Source organism: Verrucomicrobiota bacterium (assembly GCA_037139415.1).
Classification (GTDB): domain Bacteria; phylum Verrucomicrobiota; class Verrucomicrobiia; order Limisphaerales; family Fontisphaeraceae; genus JBAXGN01.
Genome location: JBAXGN010000016.1, coordinates 45,111 through 59,483 on the forward strand (window position 1 = coordinate 45,111; position 14,373 = coordinate 59,483).

At 58.0% G+C, this 14,373-nt stretch carries 14 protein-coding genes; 8 read left to right on the forward strand and 6 right to left on the reverse strand.

The features are described 5' to 3' along the window. Positions 1-21: 21 nt before the first annotated feature. The 5 genes from WCO56_04655 to WCO56_04675 all read left to right on the forward strand — a co-directional run bounded on the left by WCO56_04655 (position 22) and on the right by WCO56_04675 (position 7,919). Positions 22-1,350: a folylpolyglutamate synthase/dihydrofolate synthase family protein gene (locus WCO56_04655; GenBank protein MEI7728835.1), complete on the forward strand. Its 1,329-nt coding sequence runs from the start codon at positions 22-24 to the stop codon at positions 1,348-1,350. After that, a complete protein-coding gene (locus WCO56_04660) occupies positions 1,347-4,031 on the forward strand; it encodes an immunoglobulin domain-containing protein (protein MEI7728836.1) in 2,685 nt (894 codons plus the stop codon). Before WCO56_04655 ends, WCO56_04660 begins: the two co-directional genes overlap by 4 nt. Positions 4,032-4,255: 224 nt before the next feature. After that, positions 4,256-5,803, forward strand: a complete 1,548-nt coding sequence (gene purH / locus WCO56_04665) for a bifunctional phosphoribosylaminoimidazolecarboxamide formyltransferase/IMP cyclohydrolase (GenBank protein MEI7728837.1) — start codon at positions 4,256-4,258, stop codon at positions 5,801-5,803. Between the two features lie 357 nt (positions 5,804-6,160). Next, positions 6,161-6,757: a DR2241 family protein gene (locus tag WCO56_04670; protein MEI7728838.1), complete on the forward strand. Its 597-nt coding sequence runs from the start codon at positions 6,161-6,163 to the stop codon at positions 6,755-6,757. Positions 6,758-6,785: 28 nt separating this feature from the next. Further along, positions 6,786-7,919 carry a serine hydrolase domain-containing protein gene (locus WCO56_04675; protein ID MEI7728839.1) on the forward strand — a complete coding sequence of 378 codons (1,134 nt, stop codon included), beginning with the start codon at positions 6,786-6,788 and terminating at the stop codon, positions 7,917-7,919. A gap of 110 nt (positions 7,920-8,029) precedes the next feature. Here the strand turns inward: WCO56_04675 and WCO56_04680 are convergent, their stop codons facing one another. The 5 genes from WCO56_04680 to WCO56_04700 form a co-directional block, all read right to left on the reverse strand. Further along, positions 8,030-9,094, reverse strand: a complete 1,065-nt coding sequence (locus tag WCO56_04680) for an aldo/keto reductase (GenBank protein MEI7728840.1) — start codon at positions 9,092-9,094, stop codon at positions 8,030-8,032. 151 nt (positions 9,095-9,245) lie between these two features. Further along, positions 9,246-9,524: an isoamylase early set domain-containing protein gene (locus WCO56_04685; GenBank protein ID MEI7728841.1), complete on the reverse strand. Its 279-nt coding sequence runs from the start codon at positions 9,522-9,524 to the stop codon at positions 9,246-9,248. 87 nt (positions 9,525-9,611) lie between these two features. Continuing rightward, positions 9,612-10,610 (reverse strand): type II secretion system F family protein, encoded by a 999-nt coding sequence (locus WCO56_04690; protein MEI7728842.1) that lies wholly within the window; start codon positions 10,608-10,610, stop codon positions 9,612-9,614. A gap of 18 nt (positions 10,611-10,628) precedes the next feature. Next, a complete protein-coding gene (gene trxA / locus WCO56_04695; GenBank protein ID MEI7728843.1) occupies positions 10,629-10,961 on the reverse strand; it encodes a thioredoxin in 333 nt (110 codons plus the stop codon). A 35-nt stretch (positions 10,962-10,996) separates the two neighbouring features. Next, positions 10,997-11,518 carry a hypothetical protein gene (locus WCO56_04700; protein MEI7728844.1) on the reverse strand — a complete coding sequence of 174 codons (522 nt, stop codon included), beginning with the start codon at positions 11,516-11,518 and terminating at the stop codon, positions 10,997-10,999. Between the two features lie 316 nt (positions 11,519-11,834). Between WCO56_04700 and WCO56_04705 the strand changes: the two genes are divergently transcribed. Both WCO56_04705 and WCO56_04710 read left to right on the forward strand, forming a co-directional pair. Then, the gene (locus tag WCO56_04705) at positions 11,835-12,056 is read left to right on the forward strand and encodes a type II toxin-antitoxin system VapB family antitoxin (GenBank protein ID MEI7728845.1); all 222 of its coding nucleotides are present in this window, start codon (positions 11,835-11,837) and stop codon (positions 12,054-12,056) included. Next, positions 12,053-12,430 (forward strand): PIN domain-containing protein, encoded by a 378-nt coding sequence (locus WCO56_04710; protein ID MEI7728846.1) that lies wholly within the window; start codon positions 12,053-12,055, stop codon positions 12,428-12,430. Before WCO56_04705 ends, WCO56_04710 begins: the two co-directional genes overlap by 4 nt. Positions 12,431-12,469: 39 nt before the next feature. On the opposite strand, the gene WCO56_04715 is transcribed toward WCO56_04710, so the two are convergent. Continuing rightward, entirely contained in the window at positions 12,470-13,465 is a 996-nt protein-coding gene (locus tag WCO56_04715; protein ID MEI7728847.1) for a S66 peptidase family protein, read from the reverse strand. Between the two features lie 253 nt (positions 13,466-13,718). Between WCO56_04715 and WCO56_04720 the strand changes: the two genes are divergently transcribed. Next, positions 13,719-14,327 carry a hypothetical protein gene (locus WCO56_04720; protein MEI7728848.1) on the forward strand — a complete coding sequence of 203 codons (609 nt, stop codon included), beginning with the start codon at positions 13,719-13,721 and terminating at the stop codon, positions 14,325-14,327. Positions 14,328-14,373 lie beyond the last annotated feature (46 nt).

Sequence of the window (14,373 nt, forward strand, 5' to 3'; positions counted from 1 at the left end):
GCCTGGCAAAGCAGATGCCGCATGACATATCACGAGGCTATCGCCCGTTTGGAGGGGTTGCAGATGTTCGGCGCCAAGCCGGGCTTGGAGCGCACGCGCCAGTTGGCGGCGGCGGTCGGGAATCCGCAGAACCGGTTGCGCTTCATTCATGTCGCCGGCACCAATGGCAAAGGCAGCACCTGCGCCATGCTGGAGAGTATGTACCGGCAGGCCGGCCTGCGCGTCGGCCTTTTTACCTCGCCCCACCTGGTGGCCTTTGCCGAGCGCATTCAGGTGAATCGCCGCCTGATACCCGAAGCTGACGTGGTGCGGTTGGTGGCGGAAATCCAGCCACACTGGGAACGACTGAGCGGCGAGGATCATCCCACGTTTTTTGAAGTGGTGACCGTGATGGCGATGCGCTATTTCGCCGAGCAACAATGCGATCTGGTGATCTGGGAAACCGGGCTGGGCGGCCGGCTGGACGCCACCAACATTGTCCAGCCCCTCGCCAGCCTCATTACCAATATTCAATACGATCACCAGAAATGGCTGGGCAACACCTTGGCGCAGATCGCGGCGGAAAAAGGCGGCATCATCAAACCAGGCGTACCGGTCCTGACTGCGACGGACGCGACGGACGCTTTGAGCGTAATTCGGGGGCTCGCCAGGAACCAGCGTGCTCCGTTGTGGGAGATTACCCGGGCAGATGCCGGTACAGGATTGGCCGCCACCACCAAACTTCCTTTGCTGGGCGAGCACCAAAAGCTCAATGCCGCGCTGGCGCTGGCGACCGTCCGGCTTTTGCAACCCAGCATCCCGGTGACCGAAGCGCAGCAAAAAGCTGGGCTGGAAACCGTCCATTGGCCGGGACGGTTGCAACAGGTCTTGCGTTTGAATGGCCAGACCCTTTGGCTGGATGGGGCACACAACCTGGGCGGGGTGGCGACCCTGTGCGCCGCCCTAATCGCGCTCAGCCCCACGCGCAAACCGGCATTGATTCTTGGAATTTTGCGCGATAAAGACTGGGTGGACATGTGCCGTTTGCTGGCACCGGTGGCCGCGCGTGTCCTGGTGGTGCAGGTGTGCAGCGAGCGCACCGCGTCTGCCGCGGAATTGCAGGCGGTCTGCCAGTCGGCTAATCCCGCCGTCACTATTTCCAGTCACCCAAACCTGAGCGCAGCCTTGCGCGCCGCTGAGACAGAACCGTTCGTGGTCATCGCCGGCTCCCTGTACTTGATTGGCGAAGCGATGGAATTGCTCGGTCTCTCCCCAACGCTGGCGGTGAACGAACGCGGTTTGAATGAATGGGGCGGCACCCCGATCCGCCGGGAAACCGGACCTTTAAAGCAAGAAAAGAGCATGGTATGAAAACAAACCCACCCGCAGAGTTTGGCGGACTAATACTCAAAGGCCGGGCTTGGAGGGTTGCCTGGCGGTTGGCACTATGCCTGACCTGCGCAACGGCGGCGGCGCAACCCGCCGGCGGGGCATCCGCCAAACTACCCTTTAGTGGGCAGGTGATGATAGACCCGATTCCGATCACGCAACAGCCGCAGAGTGTGACCAACCCGGTGGGAGGAACCGCCTCATTCACCGTGCTGGCTGGCGGCACGCCACCACTGGGCTATCAGTGGCGGTTTAATGGCTCCAATCTCATAAACGGCCCCCATATTAGCGGGGCGCAGAGCAATTCGTTATTCATTCTGAATGCGACCACGAACGATGCCGGTGATTACACCGTGGTGATCACCAACAGTGCCGGCAGCATCACCAGTGAGGCGGCAACCCTCACCATCCGTCGCACCGGGACACTCGTGCTGTTTCGCACCACCCTTGGCGATTTTGAAGTGGAACTGTATGAATCGGACAAGCCAGTGACCGTGCTAAATTTTATTCGTTATACGCAAAATGGGAGGTACACGAACATGATTATGCATCGGGTGGCGACCAATTGGGTGGCCCAAGGCGGCGGGGTGATGGTGACCAATCGGGGCACAACCAGCCAAACGTTGGCACCCATCCCAACCTATCCGCCCATCACCAACGAATTCAAGGTGGGCCGGCTCATCAGCAACGGGTATGGCACCATCGCAATGGCCAAGACATCGGATCCCAATTCGGCGACCTCCCAGTTCTATTTCAACCTTGCGGATAATTCGGCCGCTCTGGATAATCCGAATAACAGCGGAGGATTTACGGTATTTGGCCGCGTGGTATTTGGGACCAACATTCTGAACCGGTTTAATCCCGGCCCCGGCAACACCTTTATTAATGAAGTGAATGCGGGGGGCATGTTGGCAGAGCTGCCCGTGCTAAAATCGGCTACCGCAGCGCTCCAGTACGAGGATTTGATTTACGTGGAGGTTTCCCTGCTTGGCGCGCCAAACTTCCTCATGCAGCCGCCGAGCGCGACCAACGTCGTGGGCACTTCGGTTTCATTTACCGCCATCACCACGGGCTCGGCCCCGATCGCATATCAATGGTACAAAAACGGCGCATTGATTCCGGGGGGGACGAATGCGGCCTATGCCATCTCCAATTTGGTAACTTCTGATTCCGGTGGGTATTCGGTTGCAGCCAGCAATAACTTTGGCATGGCCACCAGTGCGGTGGGCACGCTGACGGTGACTGATCCGACCACCACCCCGGTCATCACTCAGCAGCCCGCCAGCGTGGTGGCACGCCCAGGGCAACCGGTTCAATTCCAGGTGCAAGTTACCAACACGTCCCCGCTAAACTATCGTTGGACGAGAAATGGTTCACTGCTGCCGGGCGGCAGTAACGCGACCTACACCATCGCCAGCGCGAGTGTAGCGCAAGCGGGCACCTACCGCGTCACGATCACGAATGTCTTGGGCAGTGTCACCAGCGCACTGGCCAGTCTGATCGTGGATGGCGTAAAACCCACCGTGACCATCGCGGCACCGCTGGCGAATGCCCGCGTCAGCAACGCCACCATCACGGTCACCGGCAAAGTTACCGACGCAGGCGGCCCGCTCGCCGGGGTTTATTACCAGGTCAATGCGGATTCGTGGCAAACCGCCAGCGGCCTCACTAATTGGCTGGCGCCCGTAACCAATCTGGTGGCTGGCACCAACCTGATTCGCGTGTATGCCATGGATGCGGTGGCAAATTATTCCACCACGAACACGCTGAAGGTGAACTATGTGGTAACCAATCTGCTACGGGTGCTGAACGGCGGTACCGGACTGGGTAAAGTGGCTCCGTACACCAATAACCTGTTGGAAGCGGGCAAAAGCTACACTCTGACGGCCACGCCGCAGGCCGGGAGCCTCTTTTCAAATTGGACCTGCGGCGGGGTAGTGCTGACCAACAAACCCGGGTTGCAACTCACCCTGCGCTCGAACACGGCGTTGGAGGCCAACTTTGTGACCAACGCGTTTCTTTCACGGAAGGGGGATTATGTCGGGTTGTTCAGTCCAAGCAACGACGTGCTTATGGCCGACTGGACCAATAGCGGAGCGGTGAAATTGACGGTGACGGATAAGGGAACGTTCACGGGACAATTGACGTACCAAGGCAAGGTGTATCCGTTGGCAGCAGGCGCGTTTGACACGGGGGGGTGCTACACGAATTCGATTGCCCGTGGTAAAGACCCGGCGCTGATGGTGGGGTTGCGTCTGGAATTAAGCGCCGGTGGTGGCGTAACTGGAATGGTCAAGCAGGGCACGGATTGGGCCGCGGCTCTGTGGGCGGACATGGGATTGAAAAAGGCGGTAAAAACGAACTACTCCATGACGGTGGAGCAAGCGCCGGACGGCACCCGGGTCGGCACGCTGAATCTAGCTGTGCAGCCCTCGGGAGTCGTAACACTAACGGGAACCCTATCCGATAAAACCCAATTGACGGGCTCGCTGGCGCTGACCATCAAGAACGAGGTGGTGCTGTACCAGACGTTGTATGGCGGCAAAGGGATGTGGTTGGGATATGTGAGTTTGGTGGACACGAATAAGGGCTGGGTGGCGCACTGGCAGAAGGTGGCGAACCCGCCAGGATTCTCGGTGAACACCCGGCTGTTGCTGCCGTGAGGGCCGGGTATCTTTAGCAGCAAACTCGATCGGCAAAAAAACCGGACCAAAAATTGATCACGTAGGAAACGGTCCATCCTCAGGTTAAAAGCAGTTCCGGGTTTTCCGTATTTCTGCCGTCCGGTTTTCCCGGTGGAGTTCTCCTTCCCTATTTTTTCCAATCGTTCCGGCCATTTCAGGTTTGACTCTGGCGGCACTTCTGGGATGTTGTCGCCCCAAGAATTATGGCGAAAATTCAACGCGCAGTTTTGTCCGTATCCGATAAAACCGGATTGATCCCGTTTGCTCAAACTCTGGTGTCTGCCGGAGTGGAACTCCTCTCCACTGGCGGCACGGCCAAGGCCATCCGCGAGGCGGGCCTGCCGGTCAAGGATATCAGTGCCCATACCGGCTTTCCCGAAATGATGGATGGGCGGGTGAAGACGCTGCATCCCAAGGTGCATGGCGGCCTGCTTTACATCCGGGGCAACGCCGCACATGAAGCGGCGGCCAAAGAGCACGGCATCCCGCCTATTGACCTGGTGGTGGTGAATCTCTATCCCTTCGAGCAAACCGTTGCCAAACCCAATGTCGCCCTGCACGACGCGATCGAAAATATTGATATCGGCGGCCCCTCGATGCTGCGCAGCGCGGCCAAGAATCATGACAGTGTCACGGTGATCGTGGACCCGGCGGATTACATCGTGGTGGGAGACCAGATTAAGGCCAGCGGCGAAACCACGCTGGAATTGCGGCGCACCCTGGCCGCCAAGGTGTATGCCCGCACCGCCGCCTATGACGCCGCCATCGCAGCGCACCTGACCAAAACGTTTGCCACGGCCAACACGCCCTTGCCAGCCCTGGCCATTTCCGCCCCGCTGGCGCAGCCGTTGCGCTACGGTGAAAATCCGCACCAAGCCGCCGCGCTCTATGGCAAGTTCCACGAATATTACCAGCAACTGCACGGCAAGGAACTCTCCTATAACAACATCCTGGATTTGACCGCCGCCGCGATGTTGATCGCGGAATTCTCGAAGGATGCCCCAACGCTGGCGATTCTCAAGCACACCAATCCCTGCGGCATGGGCCAGGGAGCCACCCTGCGCGCGGCATGGGACAAGGCGTTCGCCACGGACAAACAGGCTCCGTTTGGCGGCATCATTGCGGTGAACCAGCCGTTGGATCAGGGGTGTGCCGAGGCCATCAGCGAAATTTTCAGCGAAGTGATCGTGGCACCGGACTATTCCGCCGAGGCGTTGACCATTCTCAAGGCCAAGAAAAACCTGCGGCTGATCAAAGTGATCAAGTGTCCGCTTTCGGCCAATCCATGGGAGGTGCGCAGTGTGGGCGCGGATTCCTATTTGCTCCAGCAACGCGACCTGGAAGGCGCGGACCGTTCCAAGTTCAAAGTCGTCACCAAGCGGCAGCCCACCGAGGCGGAATGGAATGCCATGCTGTTTGGGTGGCGGGTGGTCAAGCACGTCAAATCCAACGCCATCGTATATGCGGGCAGCGACCGCACCCTGGGAGTTGGGGCGGGCCAGATGAGCCGGGTGGATTCCAGCCGCATTGCGGTGTGGAAGGCTGGCGAGGCCAAGCTCCCGTTGCAAGGAAGCGTGGTTTGCAGCGACGCCTTTTTCCCGTTCCCCGATGGTCTGATTGCGGCGGCGGAAGCGGGTGCCACTGCCGCCATCCAGCCGGGCGGCTCCGTGCGCGATAGTGAAGTCATCGCCGCCGCAGATGCGCGCAACATGGCGATGGTGTTCACGGGCGTGCGCCATTTCCGGCATTAGCCCGGTGCTTGTGAAAAGGATGTGGAAACGGCGTAAAGGCCATGGAGAGATTTGGGCGGTGGGGCTGAATGTGGTGCCCTACCCCCTCACCCTGGCCCTCTCCCTCGGGGAGAGGGAATCACGCATCCAGCATCATGAAAACTCCCATGGTATTGGTTGCGTTCCCGCGTGGCGGGAAGACTCGCAGGGCAGAGCAATTTCCTATAACTTATTTTGTAATTTTCTGGAAAACAAAAATTCCGACTCTAACCTCGAAACGCGCTCCCTCGGCCGGATAATGCCCTCCCTCTCCCCAAGGGAGAGGGCCGGGGTGAGGGGGTACGGAGCCGCAACGATAACGCATGTATTTCAGGCATCATGAGCGCTTTTAACAATCCAGCCATGACGGCGTTGGGACGGCAAATTGGGCCGGAACTGACCATGGCTGAAGTATTGATTTGCCCGCAAGAGACTGGTTTTGAACTGCGGCATCTGAAAAATGCCGCCGCACCCGCAACCGAACTTAATACACTGGCGGTCGCCGATCTGCGCAAGTTGGCGCAATCCACCGAACAATGCGCCTATCGTCCGCTCCATGCCGCGCCCGATCTGCGGCAGGGCTGGCGATGCTATGCGGCTTCCGAGGGGGAACTGGAGCAGGCCTTGAACCATCTTTATCCGGGGGCGGTTGCGGATTGGTTTGCCGCGCAGACTTCCAATCCGCCCATCACTCACTACCGAGAATTCACTGCCCGCCAAACTGGCATGTACCGGCGCACGGCCCAATTAAGTGATGAGCAGGCAGCTCGCGTGATCCGAGCATGTTGCCATCCGAAAGCCTGCTTGAAACGCCGACTATGGACGGTTGCCGGTTTGAAGCCCGACTCCGCAGCGGAAAAAAGTTTGATCCCTTGTTTGGAACCATGCGCCGTGTTATTGGATCAAGCGCGCAAGGTTGGCGATCCGCAACCCTGATTCCGGTATGACGCCCCGGCGAATATTTTTGCGTCGCACCATGCGGTTGGCCGCTGGCGGGTTGATCCTGGCACCGTGTTTGCCATGCCGCCAGATGCTGGCGGCCACGGCTGGCCATCAGGCCATTACTGATGCCTTGGCCAAAATCCGGCAAACTCATCGGGTTCCCGCTATTGCGGGGGCGATTGTAACGTCCAAAGGTTTGTCGGCGATTGGCGTGACGGGCGTGCGCAAAGTCGGAACGGACATTGCGGCGACCTTGGTGGATCAATGGCATCTGGGCTCCGATACCAAAGCCATGACGGCGGTGCTAATCGGACATTGGGTGGAACGGAAAAAGCTGGCTTGGGACAGCCCGATGCGGGAGGTATTGCCTACGCTGGCCGGTTCCTTTCATCGCGATTTTGCCGGGGTGACCATCCGTCAATTGCTCCAGCATCGCGCCGGGTTGCCCGCCAACCTGAACTGGCACAACCTTTCCCACAGCGGAACGGTGATGGAGCAACGCGTGCAGACCGTACGCGAGGCTTTCACAGCAGCGCCGTTGCATCCACCGGGTTCCAAATATTTGTACTCCAATTTGGGCTACGTCATTGCTGGCGCGATCGTGGAAGCCGTGGCACAGAAACCTTGGGAGGAAGCCATCACCGAAATCATCTTTCAACCCTTGAAAATGACCCGCACTGGGTTTGGCGGATTGGGGACACCGGGACAAATTGACCAGCCGTGGGGACACGTGAAGACGGGCAAGCCGGTGGCGACCAACGGGCCGAACGTAGATAATCCGCCGGTGATGGGGCCGGCGGGACGGGTGCATGCCACCATGCAGGATTGGGCTCAATTCATTGCGGACACACTACGCGGGGCGCGCGGTCAGACCGCGCTACTGCAACCCGACACCTACAAAACGCTGCACGCGCCGCCGACCGGGGACGACTACGCGTTGGGCTGGCTGGTGGTACAGCGGGGATGGGGCGGCGGCACCGTGCTCAATCACGCGGGTTGCAACACCATGTTCTATGCGAATGCCTGGGTGGCACCGCGCCGGGATTTTGCGGTGCTGGTGTGCATCAATCAAGGCGATGACACCGCCGCCAAAGCTGCGGATGCAGCCGCGAGTGCGTTGATAAAAATACGCGTTTCCATAAATGGGGAAAAATAATCAGAAAAACCCGTCCCCACCGTTGCGGAATTCGGTGCTCGGTCCCCGGACTTCGGATTTGATGGACCAAATCCTGATTTCAAACTTCTATCTTCTCGCCGGTTTTTGACTCACACCCACTCACACGGGTAGCAGGATTCCGGATTTTCGGGGTATGCCTCTGGATGGGATTGATTCAGGGCCACGGCCTCTTCATCGCGTTTGAACAAGGAACTGCATTTCGTTGCCCATTCCTGGAGTTTTTTCACTTCGTCATCCGAGATGGGGCGATAGTTGCGGATGGCCTCGATGGCTTTGGCCTGCAAATCCGGCCAGGCCGGAGGAAAGCCAGCGACGACGCCGGGCTGTGACAGGGAAAAACGATAGGCCAAAGCGATATCCTCCATTTCCTCCATGGTGCGATACCACCATTTGCGCTTGCGCTCGGCATCCTTGGCCCAGCCCCCCTGGCTCAACGGTTTGATGGCCAGCACAGCAGCGCCCTCTTTCTTTGCCAGTTCCAGCACTTCCTTGCCAAATCCGATGTTGAAGTATTCGACGAAATTGATCGGGAACATCACGGTATCGAACTTGAAGCCTTTGAGCGCAGCAACCGCTGCCCGGGTGGTATGCGCGGAAAAACCAATCGCGCGAATCTTTCCCTCCGCTTTGGCTTTGACCAGCATCTCCACCGCCCCGCCGGGCCCCAACGCTTTTTCGACATCTTCCGTTTGGCGCAGGTGATGAAGCTGGTACACATCGAAATGGTCGGTTTTCAGCCGGGTCAGCGAGCGTTCGAGTTCCTGGCGGCATCCGTCCTTCTCGCGCTGCTTGGTTTTACAGGCCAGATAATACTGTTGCCGATCAAGCCCCTGCAAGGCTTCACCCAAGCGAACCTCGCACAGGCCATCCTTGCCGTAGGCGGGCGCGACATCGTAATAATTCACGCCGCCCGCGAACGCCTGGTGGACGATTTTTTTGCATTGGGCGGCATCCAATTCGGCATGCTGCAACGCAAATCCGGAGAACCCGACGATGGAGATTTTGAAGCCGGTGCGTCCCAGCACGCGCCGGGGAGTGCCACTGGGATGCGGGAAATTTTCCAGGTCCGACGCCTTGCTAAATGCGGGCGGCGCACCCACGGCCATGCCACCCGCCACGCTACCCACGACTTTCAAAAAATCTCTTCGTTGCATATCGGCTTGCGATTCGTTGTTTGCCATCACTACTCAACCACGGGTAAACATGGATGCAATTCATCCCGCCCGCCATTAAAAATGCACACCCCGGCCAACGATACCCCGGGGCATCCATCGGTCGTTCGGTGGCGTAGCGCGGATTGGTTCGCTAGGCAATGATTCGCACGCAATTGTCGCCCCCGAAAGGATTTGGAGCGCGCTCAATGCATTGCGGGTCGTCACACCATTGGCCATCCACCAGGAACCGGTACTCATAACGGCCAGGGGCCAGGGAAAGGACCAGTTTCCACTCGCCGCTTTTGTTTTTCTTCATGGTCTTTGGCGAGAGTTCCCAGCCGGTGAAATCGCCGGCCACCATGACATCCTTGGCCGCCGGCGCTAAGAGCGAGAAGGCGGCCTTCATTTTGGCGCTGTTACTTGTAGCCATAAGCAAAACCTGCTTTCGTCAATCCGGTGCGGGCTGGCACCGTGGTATTACCTTCGCCTACCCGGCCTTTCTGGTCAAGGGGAAGTTTTACTTGGTCAATTCGTTGATCTGGTTGAAATACCCTTGATAAAAGCTGATCACCCGGTAGGCGATAAAAAGCATGATGCCGAAATAGACCAGGCGCGGCAGCCATTGGACCACTTGATGCAATTGGCGGGTGCCGTCTTCCTGATAGAGCGTGTGCAAGTGGCGCAGTTCGTGATCCAATTTACCACTCACTTCCCCGCTCAGGTACAAACGCTTGAACAGGTCGCCAAATTCCGGGCTGGCCTGGACAGTTTGCGCCGGCGTCAGTCCGGAAGCCCAAGCTGGTTTCCAGGAATGGACGGCGCGCCGCAAGGCGGGCGAACCGCAGGCATCCACCGCAATATCCCAGGCCTTGAAGATGGGCAGTCCCGCGCTGATCAAGGCTTCCAGCGCCGCCGCCAGCCGGGCCAGCGCCAGGTTTTTGCGAGCCTTGCCCAGCAATGGCACGCGGTGGAGAATCTGCTCAATACGGGCGCGCCAAGCGTCGCCATGGCGACCTTGCATCACATAAATCAACGCCAAGACGGCCCCATAGACCGGCAGCAGCACGCCCAGGGTTTTGAAGGCATACACCCACACGTTGCCCGTGACGAACAAATCGGGAAATGGGAAACTTAAAATTGCGAAGTGAAACAGCGCCGCCGGATACGCCAGTTCGGAAATGACCTGTTTGACCAACCGGGCGCGGTCGTCATAATAATCCGCCAACAGATGCAGGCATTGATCCAGCCGACCGCTCAGTTCTCCCGCGCGGATCAGCGCCAAATCAAAGGCTGGCACAACGCCGCCGGTTTTTTCAAGGCTATCCGCAAAGGTCCGGCCATGCGCGATTTCTTGGAGGGTCACCAGCGCCATTTGGCCAAGCTCCGCGCTGGGAGGATTGTGTTGGACGTGCTGCAAACCGGCGACAATGCCCAAGCCAGCGGAGGTCAGGGAACTGAGCTGCCGATAAAATTCGGCTTGGCGGGAAAGCTTGCCGGGTGTGGTAATGGGCAGCATGGCTGCCTACCTTCAGCGCTATTTCAGCGCACCGTCAATCATGGCTTTGAGGGCAGATTTGGATTTGGCGCCAACCGCCTGCCCGATCACCTGCCCGCCCTTGACCAGGAACAACGCGGGGATGGACATGACATTAAATTTGGCCGCCAGGGTTTGATTTTCATCCACATTGACCTTGGCGATTTTGGCCTTGCCAGCGTATTCGCCGGCGATTTCATCCAGAGCGGGCGCGATCATTTTGCAGGGGCCGCACCATTCCGCCCAGAAATCCACCAGCACGGGCACCGGCGATTTCATGACTTCCTGCTCGAAATTTTTATCCGTAATGATGACAATATTGGGCGATGCCATAAGCGTATGACGAAATCAAATTGTGCTGGTGATGATTACTGCTGAGCGTCGAACAGTGCCTTCAAAATGAACATGACCGCAAGGGCGGCGGCATTGGCGAGTAACGCCGTGCTGGCCAGCACATAATCCACCCAGATGACTTTCGGTCCCGGTTTTTGCACGACCGGAGCCACGGGAGCCACCGGGCTGGGCGCGACGGTCGGCGCTTTTCCTGGCGGGGTGGTAACCGGAGAGCCAGGCTTTTGGGGCGCGGCGACGGTGGGCGGTGGCGCTGGGGCAGCGCCAGGACGCGAGGTGGACAGCGCAACCGGCTTGGTTGACGGAACCGTGCCAGGATGGGGTGCGGATACCGTAGGCGGCGCCGCGGCGCCGGCGGGCGCTCCCGCAGGGGCAGCCGCGCCTGCGGCTGGAGGCAGCGTCGGCAGCTTGATGGTTGGTGCAGCCGTCGGTTTCGGCGGTAAAGATATACGAACGGTTTCCTTTTTAGGTTGAACCTTCGCTTCTGCGGGTTTCGGCGGCACCGCGCCAGCCGGCCCCGATGGTACGTTATCAGCCATAATTGCTAGTGGGGAAAGCTTAGTATTTGCCGGGGTGCGTGTCAAACCCTTATTCCAATCTTTTACGGATGAATCCGCCAACCAAGGTTTGCTGCGTGGACCATGATGGGCAAACGTCGCTCCGGCGGGCGCGTGTTCGTCTCCCTGCAGAATGGGCAAGTGGTGACGTTTGAGAAAGAATAGCGAACCGGAAAAGGCTATCTCGTTTTGCCATTTTATATTTTTAACGTTCCACAAAAAGACAAGCGGTTCGTGAAACAAATTTGGGATTCCAAATGGCCATTGACAAGATTCCAAACTAAAGTACTTTGGAATCATGAAAACAACAATTGATATTCCAAACGGTGTGATGGATGAAGTCATGAAATTTACCGGCGCGAAAACGAAGCGCGAAGCCGTGGTGACCGCCGTGGAACGCTTCAACCGCCTCAAACGGTTGGAAGCGCTGAACGCCCGCGTACGCGGTCAATTCCGTGATTTCATGACACCGGCCGACTTGAAGGCCATGCGCGCCACCGATATCCCCAAGGCCCGATGAAGCTCGTTGATACATCCAGTTGGGTGGAATACCTGCGTGGCCGCGAATCCGAAGCCAGCGACCGGGTTGAAGCGCTCGTTTTGAGCGGCGAAGCAGCGTGGTGCGACATTACCCTGGTCGAACTATGGCATGGCGTCCGGGGTGCAAAAGAAAAGCGCGAGCTGAGTGAAGTGGAAAACGAGATTGACCGTATTCCCGTGGACGCAGCGGTTTGGCGGCTCGCCTCCAAGCTGGCTTTCCGTTGCCGGGAAAAAGGAATTACCGCGCCCATCAGTGACATTGTCATCGCTGCCTGTGCCGCCACTCACAGTTTGGAACTCGAATACTGCGACAAACATTTCGACGACCTTCTGCCGCTGGCAAAATCATTGTAATTCCAATGAGCTTGATAGCGATTTGGAATAAGGCCGCGTTCATATCCGGATGAAGACATGGTTTGCAGCCGCCTGCAACTGGCAGCGACCTCCAATTGGCAAGGTGACCGACGGCGTGGTATGGCCAAAGTCGCAATTGGCAATGATGGGCAGGTGCTTCAGCGCGGGAATCTGCCGGACGAGCGCGGTCAGATTTTCACGCGTCACCCCGCCGTTCCGGGCATAGCGCCCCAGCACAATCGCCCGGACTCCCGAAAATTCAGGTTGGAACGAGAGCGCGCGCAAGCCGCTATCCAATCCCATAAGGGTCGCTTTCCCCTCCGCCGGGTGCTCAACAAAAAGAATGGTGTCCCGTAAAGACGGAAAGTAGTTCGTACCCTGCAGCATGTTCAAACACCAATAACTCCCGCCAAGGATGGTACCCTCCGCTTCGCCGTCTTGGATCGGCCAAAAACCGTCATGGGCATGGAACGTGCGGTTCTCCTGATCTTTATGCCAGGCATCATCGCTCCAAGTGTCGGCTGGTTGCAAAATGTGGGGAACGATTCCAAACAGGCATTCACGGAAGTTGTGAAGCGTATAGTCCGCTCCCCGCCGCATCATGAAACTGGTGAAGTTCGGCCCGTAATAGGTCGTCACGCCCGCACGGGCGCAAATGGCATTGCACAGGTACGCAATGTCCGAGTAACCACAAAGAATCTTCGGGTGCGCGGCGATAAGGTCGTAGTCAAGGCCATCCAGCAATTGAATGGCTCCCACGCCGCCGGAAACTGCGAGGATCGCCTTTACCGCTGGATTGGTCATGGCTTCATGAACATCCTCCAACCGATGTTGTGGAGTCGCAGTCAGATGCTCGTTACACTCCCTGACCCAGCGCCCGAAACTGACAGTCAACCCCAAGGCTTCCAACCTGCTAGCAGCAAATTCCACATCACGCTCCGTGAACCCACCCGGCTGCATCACACCCCCCAGCGAACGTGAAAGCGCCAGTACCCGAATCTCATCGCCCGCAATTAACTTTGGTGGAACATGCATGACCGGCTATACCACGGTGGTCTTGGGAATGCAACCATGGCGAAAAACGAATGGCCATTTTTCGCAGAAAACGCTCGCCAAAGCAGGTGTCTATTGCTCAGCTACAGCCGGATTGCGAACGTAACTTTGGTATGTGTAATGACGGTACTGGATTATGCCCGCGAACCCGGAGATGGCTTCAACCGGGTTACGTCAAGCCGTTTGCCTGCCAGGGATCAACGGTATCAGTTTTTGCCCAACCCGTGAACTCACTATGAGTATCAGATACAAATTGTTTGCCTTGGTTGGGCTGCTGATTGTCCTCATGACGCTGGCGTTTGCCGCCACGAGTTATACCGCTCAAAAGAATGCCTTCCTGCACGGGATTGACGAGAAGCTCCGAGCCACGGTGAGCTTGGCCCGCGCGGTGGTTCCGGTGGATTACCATGATCGCATCGTGGACCAGAACTCCGTGTCCCGCGACGAATACAACCGCATCGTGGATCAGAACAACAAGACTTGCCGCGAACTTGAACTCCAGTATCTCTGGAGTTGCCTGCGGCTCAGCAACCAGGTGGTTTTTACCACCGCCACCTCGCCCGGCAAAGATGTCCGCAAGGCGGATCATGCCGCCTTCTTTGAAGTCCACCGGGATCCCCATTCCTTCGACGCGGCGTTTAACACCATGCAGCCGGTGTATAGCACGTTCCACAATCAGTGGGGCCACGGGCGGATGCTGCTGGTTCCCGCGATGGATCGGCATGGCCGGGCCTATTGTTTCGGCGCCAGCGTCAGCCTTGATGACATTGAGACCGAGCTTCACGAGTCCATGGTCCGTTTATTGTTGGTGGCGGCGGGCGTTTCACTGGTGGGCTTAATTTGACTTCGTAAAGATAAATGTTGCGTTCGCGCAAAAAATTGCGTAACTT